Source organism: Enterococcus mundtii (assembly GCF_002947535.1).
Taxonomy (GTDB): Bacteria; Bacillota; Bacilli; order Lactobacillales; family Enterococcaceae; genus Enterococcus_B; species Enterococcus_B mundtii_B.
In genome coordinates, this window is sequence record NZ_PUAP01000021.1 from 21,853 (window position 1) to 37,644 (window position 15,792).

15 protein-coding genes are annotated in these 15,792 nt (G+C 38.7%); 3 read left to right on the forward strand and 12 right to left on the reverse strand.

Translation table 11 applies throughout. The features are described 5' to 3' along the window. Positions 1 to 127: 127 nt before the first annotated feature. The 3 genes from CUS89_RS06520 to CUS89_RS06525 all read right to left on the reverse strand — a co-directional run bounded on the left by CUS89_RS06520 (position 128) and on the right by CUS89_RS06525 (position 1,986). The gene (locus CUS89_RS06520) at positions 128 to 424 is read right to left on the reverse strand and encodes a bacteriocin immunity protein (protein ID WP_104871513.1); all 297 of its coding nucleotides are present in this window, start codon (positions 422 to 424) and stop codon (positions 128 to 130) included. 369 nt (positions 425 to 793) lie between these two features. Continuing rightward, positions 794 to 955: a hypothetical protein gene (locus tag CUS89_RS16070; protein ID WP_010736663.1), complete on the reverse strand. Its 162-nt coding sequence runs from the start codon at positions 953 to 955 to the stop codon at positions 794 to 796. A gap of 11 nt (positions 956 to 966) precedes the next feature. Then, a complete protein-coding gene (locus tag CUS89_RS06525; RefSeq protein ID WP_104871514.1) occupies positions 967 to 1,986 on the reverse strand; it encodes a lactonase family protein in 1,020 nt (339 codons plus the stop codon). Between the two features lie 137 nt (positions 1,987 to 2,123). Between CUS89_RS06525 and CUS89_RS06530 the strand changes: the two genes are divergently transcribed. Together CUS89_RS06530 and CUS89_RS06535 are read left to right on the forward strand one after the other, a co-directional pair. Then, the gene (locus CUS89_RS06530; RefSeq protein ID WP_104871515.1) at positions 2,124 to 2,486 is read left to right on the forward strand and encodes a PTS glucitol/sorbitol transporter subunit IIA; all 363 of its coding nucleotides are present in this window, start codon (positions 2,124 to 2,126) and stop codon (positions 2,484 to 2,486) included. Further along, the gene (locus CUS89_RS06535) at positions 2,486 to 3,643 is read left to right on the forward strand and encodes an AI-2E family transporter (RefSeq protein ID WP_104871516.1); all 1,158 of its coding nucleotides are present in this window, start codon (positions 2,486 to 2,488) and stop codon (positions 3,641 to 3,643) included. Before CUS89_RS06530 ends, CUS89_RS06535 begins: the two co-directional genes overlap by 1 nt. A gap of 57 nt (positions 3,644 to 3,700) precedes the next feature. On the opposite strand, the gene CUS89_RS06540 is transcribed toward CUS89_RS06535, so the two are convergent. The 9 genes from CUS89_RS06540 to arfA form a co-directional block, all read right to left on the reverse strand. Then, positions 3,701 to 4,132 (reverse strand): hypothetical protein, encoded by a 432-nt coding sequence (locus tag CUS89_RS06540; protein WP_104871517.1) that lies wholly within the window; start codon positions 4,130 to 4,132, stop codon positions 3,701 to 3,703. Between the two features lie 95 nt (positions 4,133 to 4,227). Continuing rightward, entirely contained in the window at positions 4,228 to 6,084 is a 1,857-nt protein-coding gene (locus CUS89_RS06545) for an LTA synthase family protein (protein ID WP_104871518.1), read from the reverse strand. Between the two features lie 265 nt (positions 6,085 to 6,349). Continuing rightward, complete coding sequence (locus CUS89_RS06550) at positions 6,350 to 7,315, reverse strand: glycoside hydrolase family 43 protein (protein WP_104871519.1); 966 nt, start codon at positions 7,313 to 7,315, stop codon at positions 6,350 to 6,352. Next, positions 7,312 to 8,844: an alpha-N-arabinofuranosidase gene (locus tag CUS89_RS06555; protein ID WP_104871520.1), complete on the reverse strand. Its 1,533-nt coding sequence runs from the start codon at positions 8,842 to 8,844 to the stop codon at positions 7,312 to 7,314. The genes CUS89_RS06550 and CUS89_RS06555 overlap by 4 nt, the downstream gene beginning before the upstream one ends. Next, complete coding sequence (locus CUS89_RS06560; RefSeq protein ID WP_104871521.1) at positions 8,841 to 9,416, reverse strand: DUF624 domain-containing protein; 576 nt, start codon at positions 9,414 to 9,416, stop codon at positions 8,841 to 8,843. The genes CUS89_RS06555 and CUS89_RS06560 overlap by 4 nt, the downstream gene beginning before the upstream one ends. A 4-nt stretch (positions 9,417 to 9,420) precedes the next feature. After that, positions 9,421 to 10,284 (reverse strand): carbohydrate ABC transporter permease, encoded by an 864-nt coding sequence (locus CUS89_RS06565; protein WP_019723597.1) that lies wholly within the window; start codon positions 10,282 to 10,284, stop codon positions 9,421 to 9,423. Between the two features lie 14 nt (positions 10,285 to 10,298). Continuing rightward, complete coding sequence (locus CUS89_RS06570; protein WP_104871522.1) at positions 10,299 to 11,195, reverse strand: carbohydrate ABC transporter permease; 897 nt, start codon at positions 11,193 to 11,195, stop codon at positions 10,299 to 10,301. A gap of 212 nt (positions 11,196 to 11,407) precedes the next feature. Continuing rightward, the gene (locus tag CUS89_RS06575; RefSeq protein WP_104871523.1) at positions 11,408 to 12,679 is read right to left on the reverse strand and encodes an ABC transporter substrate-binding protein; all 1,272 of its coding nucleotides are present in this window, start codon (positions 12,677 to 12,679) and stop codon (positions 11,408 to 11,410) included. A gap of 13 nt (positions 12,680 to 12,692) precedes the next feature. Further along, the gene (arfA, locus tag CUS89_RS06580; RefSeq protein WP_104871524.1) at positions 12,693 to 14,198 is read right to left on the reverse strand and encodes an arabinosylfuranosidase ArfA; all 1,506 of its coding nucleotides are present in this window, start codon (positions 14,196 to 14,198) and stop codon (positions 12,693 to 12,695) included. 203 nt (positions 14,199 to 14,401) lie between these two features. Between arfA and CUS89_RS06585 the strand changes: the two genes are divergently transcribed. Next, positions 14,402 to 15,292, forward strand: a complete 891-nt coding sequence (locus tag CUS89_RS06585; RefSeq protein WP_104871525.1) for an ArsR/SmtB family transcription factor — start codon at positions 14,402 to 14,404, stop codon at positions 15,290 to 15,292. Positions 15,293 to 15,792: the final 500 nt, after the last annotated feature.

Genomic DNA, 15,792 nt, shown 5'->3' on the forward strand with positions numbered 1-15,792 from the left:
ATTAGATAAACATTTCTCTAAAAATATCGAGAAAAGAAAAAAGGATTTCACTAAACATTCATTGCGAATGTTCGTGAAATCCTTTTTTCTTTGTTGTAAAGTGGCTGTTCGGCGACGCTTAAAGTAATTAATAACCATATCTAATACTAGAAATAGCCATCAGTTCATGTAGCTTTTCGGATTGATGCTCGTTGAGAGATACACCAGCTTTTTTCAATGCATTGGATATATCTAAATTCATACGGCTTAGAATGAACGGCACCGATGCTCCATCATTTTGTAATTTTTCTAGATAAGCTTGTAAAACCTCTCTAAGAGATTCATTTCCAAGGTCTAACGCTAAATCAGCTATCAATTCATTAATGATTGTTTCTGCTCTATTGCGTCGATCGTTTCCACCAGAAAACCATCTTAGATGACTCATTTACGGTTGCTCCTTATCTTAATTTTTCAAGGAATATTACTACGCAAAATAAACTTTGGTTGAAATCAGATGTTAATAAATGAAAGAGCTCAAAAAATATCTATTTGTTTTTTGAACTCTTTCTTGAACCAACTAAATAGGCAATAGAGAATCCTATGAACATACCTAACGTAATCCACCATTTGAATGGTCGATTTAATTGATAGGATAATCCCCAGTTTAAAAGTAGCGACAAAAGAAACGCACTAAAAATCATTTTCAACTCTTTCATACGTCCCCCATTTTTATCCTACTAAATAATTTTGTAATGCGATCGTATTGGTTCAAGATAAAATAGAAATCTTTTTTCTTCAGGCTATATTTCCTTCTTTAATTTTCAACATTACGAACATAATCATCGAAATACTGGATCAAATCACTTTTGATCTTTTGGTATTCTTCTTCGCTATATTCTTTGTCTTCTATTTTCCCTTGAAAAAAAGGAATCTCTAATTCTTCACGTAAACGGTCTAATACTTCTTCTTTATTCATGTCATTACTCCTTAATCAAAGTAAACACAGACACACTCAGGTGCATAGATGTCTTTTTGGATCAATGTCAATTCTCCAGTTGTAGCATCACGTTTATACAAGGTAAGATTATCTGTATTCTGGTTGGCAGATACCACGTAATCATTTTCTGGATCTAAGGCGAAATCTCTTGGGAAATCTCCTTCAGTTGAGATCGTTTGTACGTGTTCTAAATGTGAACCTTCTTCATTCACAGCAAATACAGCAATCGAATTATGTCCACGATTTGATGCGTAGACAAAACGTCCATCGTTTGAAATACGGATGGCAGCACCACCATTTTCCTCGGTGAATCCTTCAGGCAATGTACTGATTTTTTGTACTTCTTTGAATTCACCTGTTGTTTCATCATAGGAAAGAACACGAACTGTACTGTCTAACTCACCAAACAAATAAGCGAATTGATTATTAGGATGAAAAACTAAATGACGTGGGCCAGTTCCTGGCTCTACTTCTAATACAGCTTTTACAGCTAATTTACCATGGGCATCCACATCATATGTGTACACACGATCAGTTCCTAAATCACAGACTGCCAATCGTTGATCAGGTGTTAAGTCTGTGTAATGGACATGGGCATGATCTTGGTTTTTGTGTGGACCAGTCGGTTCTTGATGAAAGACTGCGTCTGTCGCCTCTAAACTACCGTCTTCAGTAATACGGTAAACATTGACTTCCCCTTTATGATAATTTGCGCCATAAACCAGTTGGCGTTTCTCATCAACTGTCACGTAACACAAAGGTGCGCCTGCTTCTGTTACCGCATTCAAAAAATTGTAAGAATCATCATATGCAGCTACCCCACCTAAGCCATCAACACTAGTTACTGAATACAGATTGCCTGCCTGACTTTTTGCCACATACGTTGGGCTATTTTCTTTAGCAACTAATGTTAGATTCTCTAAAGTGCCTTTGTCTGTATCTAATTCGATTTGATAAATCCCTTCACTTTTTCGTCTTGTATATGTTCCTAGAATGATTTTTTTTATCATTTTGATCCTCCTCAAATTAAGAATTCTAATTTATTCTATCATACATCCATTCATGACGTTAATCAAAGAGAATATGTTATACTGTTTTTGTAACCATAGAATCATTGATTTTTTTAGGAGTAAAGGAGAGAAATGAGATGACTCAAGCAACGATAACAGAAATTGGTAGGTCAGCAATCAATCCAGAGGAACCTTTGCTGATTTTATTCGATCAGTCGGCAACATCAGCGTTGCGTGACTATACGATCATTCAAGAATTTAGTACAAAAGAGAATTTTTCACTTCAACAAGGTGATCAAATTTCTTTTGATCATCAAGAATATACCATCGAACATGTTGGTCCGTTGGCCAATGAAAACTTGACTACGGTTGGTCATGTTACTCTGGTTTTTGAAGAACCGCCAGCAGGTGACAAAATCGTCAATGGAATCTATTTGTCCCCCTATCAACTACCAGAAATCACTGTCGGCACGAGCATCGACTATAAGCAGGTGAACTAATGGAAGAGGATAAAAAGAGAAAAATCAAACCTGTTTCTTGGTTTTGGCGTTGGTTCTTGAACAATCAAGTAGTGACGGCTTTATTAGTCGTTCTTTTGGTCTTACTGATCGTTTTCTTATTTACGAAAGTTTCTTATCTTTTTGAACCAATTTGGCAGTTTCTAGCAATCGTTGGTTTACCGATCATTCTATCAGGCATTCTGTATTACCTGATGAATCCTGTTGTAGACTATCTTGAAAAGAGAAAGGTCCCAAGGCTCTACAGCATCATCGGTTTATTTATACTAGTAGTCGCTTTGATCGTCTGGGGAAGTGTAGTGATCATCCCGAAAATCCAGGAACAGACTGTCAGCTTTGTCAGCAATTTTCCACAATACGTCGAGACCATCGATGACAAATTAACCGAGATTTTTCGTGATCCACTATTCAGCCAATTCAGAGAGCAATTGGAAAATACAGGCGACCAATTCATGAATTCTGCTGGTGATATTTTACAGAATCTATCAAAAAGCACGGTTCAAAGTTTAGGTAGTTTTGTTGGTGCTGTAGCTACGATCGTTGTTGCCGTATTGACGATGCCGTTTATTTTGTTTTATCTGTTGAAAGATGGGAAACAATTAGCGCCTTATTTGGTGAAATTCTTACCTACTCGGATGAGAGTCCCCACTTTGAAAGTCTTAGGTGAGATGAATGATCAGGTTTCTTCATATATTCGAGGACAGTTAACCGTCGCTTTTGCGGTTGCAATCATGTTTATGATTGGATTTGCGATCATTGGCTTAGATTATGCTGTCACTTTAGGGATTATTGCCGGTTTCTTGAATTTGATCCCTTACTTAGGCTCATTTTTAGCGATGATCCCTGCGGTATTTTTAGCCATCGTTGCAGGACCAATCATGTTGGTCAAAGTATTGATCGTTTTCGCCTTAGAGCAAACGATCGAAGGACGTTTGATCTCGCCACTTGTACTAGGCAATCAGTTGTCGATCCATCCAGTGACGATTTTGCTTGTCCTATTGACATCTGGAAAACTATTTGGTGTGATCGGTGTGATTTTAGGAATACCTGTCTATGCCGCAGCGAAAGTATTGATTTCTCATATTTTTGAATGGTACACTACGATTTCTTCTCTTTATGAAGAAAAACAACAAGAATAATAAAAACCGAGATGATCGAGAATAGGAAACCTATTCTCAGTCGTCTCGGCTTTTTGATTATTTCATCAATAAGTTAGTCATTTTTTGGATCGCTGCGGAAATATCATCTGTCGCTTGGTCTTGTTTTGCTTCTGACGCATCAAATTGTGCAGCATCGATGCCTTTTTCTGGTTCGATACTTTGAGTCATTTCTTCACAACCAGCCACATAATTTTTGTAGGCTTTTTCAAAGTTCTTATGGATCCCCATTACTTTTGCTGGGGGACGCAACGTACTGATTTTCTTTAGCATATTGCGATATTTTTCAGTGCCTTGATCAAATAGCTCGACCGTCTCAGCTAGCTCAGCTTGCGTTAACTCAGCTGTTTTCTTTTGATCGATCGCTTCTCTGATTTTTTCATATTTAGGGTGCATCGTTTCGCCGATTGCTTCTGTTTCTTTTACGATTTTATCGACAGTTTGCACATAATAACCGAGATTCGGTAACATAGGTTTTCCTACTTTCTTCTTTTTCTTTCTCTATTTTACCTGTTTATTCTAGTAGAAAACAAGTCATTACATCAATAAAATGTTATTTTTATCGTTTATTTTTCATAAAATCCTGCATCCAAACTATATTGTTCTCCTGAAACTAGATCATATTGGATCAAGCGATACGCCTCGTATACTTTCTCTTGCGCCTGATTCAACTGCGCTTCTTTCCCCCATTGGCCATTTTGAAAATACAATTCTCGTTCAAACGCGGGAATAGCCAACTCCATTTCAAGCAACAATTGATAAAAACCAGTGGTCTTTTGATTCGTTTGTTCTAAAAGATTCGCTGCGAAATAAAAAGGGCTAGTGACTGCATCGTTGGTTTCGCGTTTCTCTAACTCACCTGCTGTATCGAACATGAGAAACTCTGTTTGATGTAATGCTTGTTTTTCATTTTTATTTTTGATCTCGTCCGAATAGATACCTGGTAAGTGATCCCCCCAAAAGACGACTAGCGTTCTTCTTGGCGTATCTTTCAGCGCTTCGGTGAATGCTTTCAATGCTTGACTACTATAAGCGATATCTTGTAAATAGTTGTCGAGTGTATCCGTTCCATTGTTATCTTCTGTTGTAGCAGAAAAATCCAATTGCGAATACTTCCCTGCATAAGGCATGTGAGTCTGCATCGTGACTAGATGGACAAACTGTGGCGTTTCCTCATCTTTTAATAAGTCTAAAATTTCTTTATAAGCAGATTCATCTGAAATATAAGGATTATTATCAATGGTATCGGTGTAAGTCATATTTCCCTCGCTGATAAACGAATCAAATCCTAGCGTCTGATAGACATCTTCGCGTTTATACATCGACGTATTATAGGGATGGATCGCCGTTGTTCGATAGTTTTGTGCATTGAGCGTGGAAACAAGTGATGGTAATTGATCAAGCTTTGGAACGAGCATCGTATATGGTGTGGTCATTTGACCATTGAATAGTGCCATAGATAGACCCGTTAAGGCTTCGAACTCAATATTTGCTGTCCCACCACCATAATTTTGCGACAGCATTCGCCCACTATAGGTTTGATTTGCCACTTCACGATAATCAGCTAAGGGATCACCGGTCACCGTGACACCATTTAGATGACTTGGATCAGAAAAGCTTTCACTCATCACATAAATGATATTTGGCTGCTCATCGCTTGCCGTTTGATTTTTTTCGTCTGCGATTGCTTGATATTTTTCAGTGATTTCATTGATTTTTTCTTTTGAATAACCTTCTGGTCGTTCCATCGGTTCAACTTTTAGATTGTACAAAAAACCACCAATGAATCCTGTATTATAATAATTCATTTTTTGACTATAAGGAATCCACAAAGCCGTTTGATTATAGGCTTTACGCAACAAATTATTGGGATTATTGAAGTTACTGAAATAGCCCATCATTGCAACGGTCATCACTAAAGTCAAGACACGATAGATTTGAAATGTCCGATCTTTTTTGAAACTACGGACGATTGCCCAGATCACTCCACCAATGGTAAGTGCCGCTACTAGCATCAGCCCAATAAAAATCGGTGTTCCGGTCATGTCTTTGAGTAAATTGAACTCTGTGATCATCTTTAAATCATCTGGATAGATTGGTTCTTGACGATAGCTCATTTTCAAGTAATTCGCAAAACCTAAAATACCAATACTTACGAGATAAAAAAGCAGACCGAACAAATAGGAACCTGCAAAAGCGACCATAAATAAAAAGACAGTAAGTAATACGAAACAAGCAAGTAAAAATTTTTCTGTGTGCCAAGAAAAAGCAAATTTCAAGGCCAAGTCAACCGAAAGATTATTCTGGCACCATTGCAAAAATAAGTTACTCAAAAGAATCACTACTATGGTTCCCACCACGAGAGTAGTGATCCGTAAAATTTGTTGTTGTTTTGCTGAAAGCTTATCTAAGTATCTTTTCAAGAGAGCGCTCCTTCATTTTTTCTAAACTTCTTTAAAGCTTATTTTATTCTAGTCGCTCTTTAAATGAAAGTAAAGTTCAAAAAACAAGTCATTTCAGCTGCCAATTTTATAAAAAAATAAATAGAAAACAAAAGAAATGGAACTGCGTCTTAGCCTCTCCCACCCTCAAAGAATAAACGGTAATAGCTCAAAATTTGAAGAACAAATTTTAGCTATTACCGTTTATTTCCTGAAAGGATTTATATCACTTTACTTGAAATGACGCTCAAACATCAGCCGAATACGCAACTGGTTCTCCAAAAACCGGGAACCCTTCTGTGTCCCACGAAAATACTTGTGCGTTGGCATGACGATTGGGATTATTCAGAGGATCGATTCCTTCATTTTTTTCTGGTCGTGCATGGTAAACTAAGACATCTTCCTTACCATCTTCTGAGAGAGTAAAGGAGTTATGTCCCGGTCCAAACTGCTTATTTTTCTCCGAAGAGACAAAGACAGGTTCAGGGTTCTTATGCCAAGAATAACCGTCAAGTAGATCCGCTGACTCTTCTGCCCACAGCAAACCCATCGCATAATTTTCATCCGTGGCACTCCCTGAGTAAGTGATGAATACTTTCCCGTTACGAACCAGTACGGCTGGTCCTTCATTGACTGCAAAGCCTTGCTTTTCCCAAGGAAATTCTGGGATGGCTAATAATAGTTGCTTTCCGGTCAGTGTCCAAGGATTTGCCATTTCTGATAAATAGAGATTGGAGTTTCCCGGAATCCGTGGGTCTAATTGCGCCCAAACATAATACAACTTTCCTTGATGTGTAAAAGTCGTGCCGTCTAAACTAAACGTATCTGTAGCAGTGATGATTTGTCCTTTTTCTTCCCAATCAGTATTCATTGGATCAATTGACGTGTTTTCAAGAACGAACATCCGGTGGTGATGATCACGATCACGAATTTCTGCATGATCACTGGCTGCAAAATAGATATACCACTTTCCTTGGATATAATGGATCTCTGGTGCCCAGATCAACTGACTCATGGGTCCGGTTTCAGGTGCATGCCAAACCAGTAACGTTTCTGCATCCTTCAAGCCATCGATCGTTTTCGCACGTCTTAATTCGATAGACTGATAACCAGGTAGAGAACCCGTAAAATAATAGTAGCCGTCCGTATGTTTGTAGATCCAAGGATCGGCTCGTTCAAGGACGATTGGATTAGCATAAGTTGTTTTTTTCATAAAGGTTCCTCGCATTTTTTTAGTCTGATGACATTCCAAGAATATGCTTCAAGCACCATGTGGATCGTGTTCTTTTCATTTACATCGATTACTTGTTCTATCGGCTGGATCGTATTTGGTGCGTCTTTCGTATTTTTATCAAGTAAATGATCACTTTTTACTACTAATTGGACTGCTTTGGTCTCCAGATCAAAATCATGCGTTGTCGTAATGGAGACTTTTTCTTCTGTACGATTGACTAAAAACAATACGATCTCTTGTTCATTTTCGACAACTACGCTATCAATGATCGGTACTTCTTTTCCAGTATCACAGTCATAAGTGGGACAAATCGTTTGTTGGTCTAATACTGTACCTTTCGCATATTTTGCCAGATGTTGCATCACATAATAGGTCGGATTCACCCATGCGATCCCATTTTTCTCTGTTAGGATAAGCGGGATGGTATTGACTAAAAGCGATTGGCAAGCAATTTTCACACGATCTGCATGACGTAAAATCGCAAGACCCAATGTGCCGAACAGCAATGTATCTTCCATAGTGAACTGGCACCAATCGATTGGTGATCCCACTTGGAATTTTTGATAGGCTTGTTCTGGTTGGCTGTGGACATTCCATTCATCAAAGGCTAAGTACATCGTCTTGTCACTGCGTAGATAGCCTTTCACATAGTCACACGTCGCAATGATCTCTTCGATTTGTCGATCAAACCGTTCCGCTTTAGCTAAGTAAGTTTTGGTATCTGCTCGCTCATTTTTTGGAGGTTTAGTCAAATCTTCTTCGTCATATTTATCGATGTAATTATGCAAAGCAATATAATCTACGTTTTCATATGCTTCTTCTAAAGCGATTCGGTCCCATTCAGGATAGGACGCTAAGCGTGGCGTCGAACTACCGACTAAAATCGTTTCGATCGATTCATCGACTAATTTCATCGCTTTGGCAGATTCATTGGCTAAGCGACCATACTCATAAGCACTTTTTGCGCCAATTTGCCAAGGGCCATCTAACTCATTTCCTAAGCACCAAAGCTTTACGCTAAAGGGCTGCTCTTGTCCGTTTTGTTTTCGTAACTCACTCCAAGAGGTCCCTTCAGGAAAATTACAATACTCTACTAGATTACGTGCATCATCGATTCCTTTTGTACCTAGATTCACCGTCATGATCGGCTCCGCTTCTACCATGTCTAACCATTTGAAAAATTCATGCAGTCCGAATGTATTCGGTTCGATTCCTTGCCATGCAAGCTCGATTTTTTTCGGACGCTCGGTGACTGGACCAATCGTATCTTGCCAGTCATATCCTGAGGTAAAATTCCCTCCAGGATAACGGATCACACCTAAAGACAGTTCTTTTACATAAGAAAGTACGTCCTGTCGAAAGCCATTCTTATCCGCAGTCGGATGCTCTGGCTCAAATATTCCGTTATACACAACACTCCCCATATGTTCAACAAAAGAACCGAAGAGTCGTGGACTGATAGCTCCTTTAGAAAATCCTTGACGTACCTTTAGTTCAACTTTTTTCATTGCCACACTCCTTTTCTATTATTGTTTCCCACCAACTGATTGATCAACCACCAAACCCCACCTGATAATACAAAAATAATCGGCGGAAACATAAACACAAGCACAAGAAAAATTAATAATATGCCACAACATACAAGATTTTTCAAAAAATTGGTCAACACCCACAACGTACTTTCTTGAAAAAGTTCCTTTCTGGAAAGAGCGTCATTTTGTGCTAGAGAGCTACACCAAGAAAGTAAAAACATTGTAAAAACCAACATTGTTACATAACCACAAATCACTAACCAAATAGCAGATTCTTGCAAAATAAGATTCATCGCAAAATAACTGATGATGGTCACGACACTCATCACTAATTGAAGGAAAAACTTACGCTTAAAGCCTTGCAAAAAGGAATAGCAAACATGCCCTGATTCGCCATTCTTCCATTTATTCAACGCTGTAAAGACCCCTGTTGTGGCTGGTACTACTGTGACTAAAGGTAAAGAAACGACGACCCATAAAATCCCTAATAAGATATGATCGGAAATCTGGATCAATTGACCATACCATTTTGTTTCGACTAATTTCATCTTCTCACTCTTTCATGCCAGACATTGCAGTTCCTTGTACAAAGTATTTTTGAGCAAAAATATAAATGATCAACAATGGTAACATCGAAATAACTGTTCCTGCCATCACCGGTCCATAAAACGAAATATTTTGTCCGGTGAATAAAGCTAATCCTGCAGGTAACGTCCGCATTTTCGAACTTGTTGTCAAAATCAGTGGATACAATAGATCATTCCAACTGTTCATCAACGTAAAGATTGCCAGTGATAGAAGTGTTGGCTTACTCAAAGGCAACATGATCTTCAAGAAAATCTTGAACTCACCTAATCCGTCAATACGTGCGGCTTCTTCCAATGAATCTGGTAAAGTCACAAAAAACGACCGCATCATAAATATCCCAAAAGCAGTAGTCATCCGAGGAATGATCAATCCGGCATACGTATCTAACATACCTAAAAAGTTTGCTTGGATGAACAGTGGGATCATGAAGACTTGAAAAGGGATCATCATCGTTAACAAAACAAAGTAAAACAACACAGATTTCCCTTTGAAGCGCATCCGAGCAAAAGCATATCCTGCAAGAGAATCAAAGAAAACAGAAGTGATCACTGTCCCGCCTGCAAAGATTACTGTGTTTTTGATGTAATCTAACAACGGGATCGTCGTCCAAACCTTGATATAATTTTCTAAGGTATATTCATCTGCAAAAATTCTCGGGGGAAAAGAAATAATATCTTTTTCATATTTGAACGAGGAAATGATCAACCATAGAAAAGGAAAAGCGATAATCAATAATACGAGTAACATTCCTATGACACGTAGCCATTTCTTTCCATCAAACTTTTTCCGACGATCCGTTGAAACTGCTGTATAACTTTCCGAAAGCATATTATTACTCCCCCCTATTTCATTTGTTTTTCTTTTCTTGACATATACAAATTGGTCGAAATTGCCAACACAGCTACGATCACAAACAATACTGAAGATAATGCGGAAGCATAGCCTAACTCATATGGAGCGGTGAATCCGCGACTATAAATGTATTGGACAGCTGTTTCCGTTTTGAATTGTGGTCCGCCGTTCGTTGCCACATATACTTGGTCAAACACTTGCATGGAACCAATCAGATTGGTCAAGATACAAAAACCAAGAGATGGGACGATCTGCGGTAACGTGATATTAAAGAATTGTTGGCGATTGGTTGCGCCATCCATTTGCGCCGATTCGTAAAGAGAAGGGGAGATTCCTTGAATAGCTGTGATCAAGATCGTCATCGTGACACCGAAATTTTTCCAAACCGTCATCAGTGCCACTGTTGGCATTGCTAATGTTGGGTCACGGAAAAACTGTGGAATCGGTAGACCTACTTGTGAGAAAAGGTAAGGGATAGCCCCAACGTTTGGATCAAGCAACATTGAAAAGATGATTGCAATGGATGTTAAGGAACAAATAACAGGAATATAAAAAGTTGAGCGACAAAAGCGATTGAAACGAGTATTCTTTGACAAGATCACCGCAGCTAATAAACCAACGATAATCTGTGTTGGTGTTTCAAGTAAGGTAAAATACAACGTATGGAACAGTGAGTTGACCGCACGTTCATCCCCAAAGATCCGCAAAAAGTTGCTCATGCCCACGAACTCTCTTGAAGTAAAAAAGATGTTCAAATCAGTAAAACTGATTGCAAATGTACCAATCAGTGGCACCACTGTGAATAACAGTAGAATCAAAAAGGATGGCACTAAAAACAAGTAAGCCGCTCGATCCGGTCGGTTCCAGTATCTGGTAAATGCTTTCATTTCGTCTATTTCCCCTCTTTCTTATTCGATGGATTCCCTTGATGAACAGTTCAAGCGATGAAAAATCAGACCATGAATGGAGAGAAGTGTTTCCCGAAAAAGTAAAGCGAAAGCGATAAATATTTTGAGATTTATAGGACTTTCGCCTTATCTTCTACGAGATTTCTTCTATTTCCTTCGTTGTTTTGATTTCATTGTGAACTGTTACTCGATTATTCCTTCAACAGATCATTGATCTTATCATCTGCATCATTCATTAATTGCTCTGGATCTTCACCAGCCAATAATTTTTCGATCAATGGATTGATGATGTCATTATTGATTGCTGCGATCTTCGTGAATCCTGGTAGATAAGGTTCAGCATATTCCATTTGTTTGGATAGTTCCGATACGATAGGATCATTCTTCACTTCTTCATCTTCTGCAACTGATGATAAGTAGGCAGGGAAGCCATTTTCAATACTCCATTTTTTACCGATCTCACTTGTGTTCCAGTATTTTAGGAATTCATAGATTGCCTCTTTTTTGTCACTATCTGTACTTGCTGGGATGGCATAACCAACGCCATCTAAAATCGCTGTTTTTTCACCGTCCGCACTTGCTTGCGGTAATGTTGTTACACCATAATCGATTTCGTTTGCTTTCAAGCCATTATTCAACCACGGTCCGTTGATGATGATCGATAATTGTCCAGCGTTCATCAAGTTATCCATTTCTGCTCCTGAAATCGATTCTGGCCCTGCTTTATCGACATGGATCATTTTTTGGATAGCTGTTAATGTTTCAAGATTTTCTGGTGAAGCGAACTCAGATTTTGTATAGTCATCGCTGACAAGTTTTCCACCATTTGCCTTCATCCAGTTATAAAGTGGCGCAGTACCGTCTTTATTGAAGACAAAACCTGACACATTTTTACTACTATCGGTCAGTTGCGGAGCCATCTCTGTTAATTCTGTCCAAGTAGTTGGTGGTGTTGTTTCATCCAAGCCAGCTTGTTTGAATAATTCTTTGTTCCAATACATATACATCCCTTGTACTTGCATCGGAATAAAGTACTGTTGATCATCCACCATTCCTAGATCTACCGCAGTATCTTTAAAATCTCCTTTATCCACACCGTCGTAGTCCCAGAAATCATCTACAGGCTGCACAGCCCCATTCTCCACATATTGAGCAAAATCAGCATAGTTCAGTGCAACAAAATCTGGCGCTTTTCTTGAAGAAATAGCCGTTGGTAATTTTTCATTCAAATTTGCCCACGTCATCACATCCATCTCAATCGTGATGTTTTTGTCATTATTCTTATTAAAATCGTTGACGATCTCTTGTAAGATCTCCCCGTCAGAAGCTGTAAACCCATTCCAAAAAGAGAGTGTGACTTCTCCGTCACTTTTACTTTGAGAAGAAGCACCACCGCCACAAGCACCTAATATTCCAGTCGCAGCTAACAACAATGAACCAATAATCAATTTTTTTCCTCGCATCTCTATCTCCTCCTTATTTGTTCGGGGTCAAGCTTGTACGGATCACATTCCAAGATAACGGTTTCAATTTGCAATTCAACTGATTTTCTTTTTGTTCGTAGGCTTTTGAAGGCACAGGTTTGATTTGCTCATTTCCTGCTCGATTGACCGCTTTGATTTCATAGCCAGACATCTCTGAAAACTCGATGACTTCCTCAATCTTCATGTCAGAAAATTGTAGATCTAAACTCATCTCTTCTTCTCCACGATTCACTGCAAAAATCACCAACTCATTTTTTTCTTCATTAAGCACCGCAATACTCTCTAAATATGGGACTGTCTCAAATTCACTCGTCGCATACGTATCGACAGTGATTTCAGGTCGTAAAGCAATACCTTGTCCTAACGTCGCGACTTGCATAAATGGGTAATAGATTGTTTGTCGCCATGCTTCACCGTCTTCTTCTGTCATGATCGGAGCAATCACGTTGACTAGCTGCGCCAGACAAGCAATCTTTACTCGATCAGAATGTTTTAACAAAGTGATCAATAAACAGCCTAATACTAAAGCATCCTCAAAATTATAGTGATCTTCTAATAAAGGTGGGGCAACTTGCCATGGCTTGACTGTTTGATCATGTTCTGTCGAATGATACCAGATATTCCATTCATCAAAAGATAGATTGATTTGTTTCTTGCTGTGTTTTTTCGCTTTGATTGCATCACACATCGCAACAACACCTGAAATGAACTGATCCATATCGACTGAACGCGCTAAATAATTTTTCAAATCATTGGATTGATTGCCATAATACTGATGCAATGAAAGATAGTCGATTTGTTCATAGGCTTGATCCAATACAGTCAATTCCCACTCACCGAATGTCGGCATTTGACTATTCGAGCTGCCACATAAAACGACTTCGATCGACTCATCGACAAGTTTCATCGCTTTCGCTGTTTCTTCTGCCAGCCGTCCGTACTCCGCTGCTGTCTTATGACCGATTTGCCAAGGGCCATCCATTTCATTGCCTAAACACCACGTCTTGATCGCAAACGGTTCGGTTTGTCCATTTGCTATTCTTTGTTCACTCCAATAAGTACCACTAGGATAATTGCAATATTCGACTAGATTTCTTGCAGCATCTAAGCCACGGGTTCCAAGATTGACCGCCATATTGATCTCTGCACCCGCTTCTTGACACCACGCAGCAAATTCATGCACGCCAACTTGATTTGTTTCCATAGAACGCCAAGCAAGATCTAATCTTTTCGGTCGCTTCTCTAAAGGCCCCACACTATCTTCCCAATTGAACCCAGAAACAAAATTCCCACCTGGATACCGGATCAATGGTACCGATAATTCTTTGACCAGATCCATGACGTCTTGGCGAAATCCCTTATCATTTGCAGTCGGATGATCCGGTTGATAGATCCCTCCATACACTGCACGTCCCATATGTTCAATAAACGAGCCATACAAACGACGATCGATTTCCCCTATCTTTTGCACACGACTAACTGACATTACAGCTTCCATATGTCCCCTCCTTTAATTTATACATGAATCATATCTTTCTTTGAAAGCGTTGTCAATAATAATATTATTAAATATAAAATTATTATTGCATTATAATTAACATAAATATTAATTATATATATTAGTTTTATGAAATTAACCTATAAATTAATATTTATGTTAATATAGAGTTAAATAAAAACCTAAATAAGAGGTGAATAATCATGCAACTCCAAATCAATGAAGAATCATTACCTGTTTATGAAGCTTTAGCTAGTAAAACAAGGATAAAAATCATCCAGTTACTTTCAAAAAACAAAATGAATATCAAAGAGCTTGCCCAAGCACTCGGTATCAGTAGTGCGATTACAACAATGCATGTAAAAAAACTTGAAGAAGCAAATATCATCAAATCAGAAAAAATAGGTCAAAAAAAAATTTCCAGTTTACGTGTCGATAAAATCAACATCACGTTTCCAGAAAAAATCTTCAATGCCTTTGATACGAAAGAAACATCGATCCCTATCGGTCATTATACCCGCTATTCGATCGAGCCAACATGCGGTCTGGCAACAGTCCATGATTTTATCGGCAAAGTCGATGAACCACGTTACTTTGCCGATCCACGACGAATGGATGCACGGATTCTGTGGTTTACAAGCGGATTTGTTGAATATCAAACACCAAACTTTCTAAACGAAGAAGATACCTTGGAAATGTTGGAATTGTCCGTTGAACTATCTTCCGAGTTTCCCTTTTCGAACGACAATTGGCCATCGGATATCACTTTCAGCCTGAACGGTGTGGAATTAGGTAACTGGACAAGCCCAGGAGATTTCGCAGACATTCGCGGAAAACACACACCCGATTGGTATCCAGATAACCTAAACCAGTATGGACTATTGAAAACGATTCGTATCACGAAACATTTGACCAATATCAACGGCGAACCATTATCTGAAATCACGATCAATGACATCCCAAGAAACGAAGACGTCTGGACCTTCCGCATCGAAGTCAAAGAAGACGCCAAAAACGTCGGTGGCTGCACCCTATTCGGCAAAGGCTTCGGCAACTACGACCAAGATATCAAGATGAAGGTGTATTATAGTTAAGGTTGTGAAAGAAGCGGTCAGCACTGAGTAATAAGCCAGAACCATCGAAAATGGCTTTTTCATTTTTGATGGTTTTGGCTTATTATTGAAGTGTTGCTTCTTGAACACCGTTTATCTAGGTTGTGAAAAAAGCGTTTTGACCTGAGCAGTAAGATGGGAAATCAGAAAATAGCTTTCCATATTTTTTGATTTTTCAGCTTAATGTTGAAGGTCAGCTTTTTGAACACCGTTTATTAAGGTTGTGAGAAAGCCGTTTAGCTCCAAGTAGTAAGGCAGAACTTGAGAAAATAGCCCCTCATATTTTTTCAAGTTTTGACTTACTATTGAAGGAGTTGGCTTTAGAACACCGTTTATCATAGGTTGTGAAAAAAGCGTTTTGACCTGAGCAGTAAGATGGAAAATCAGAAAATAGCTTTCCATATTTTTTGATTTTTCAGCTTAATGTTGAAGGTCAGCTTTTTGAACACCGTTTATCTAGGTTGTGAAAGAAGCGTTCAGCA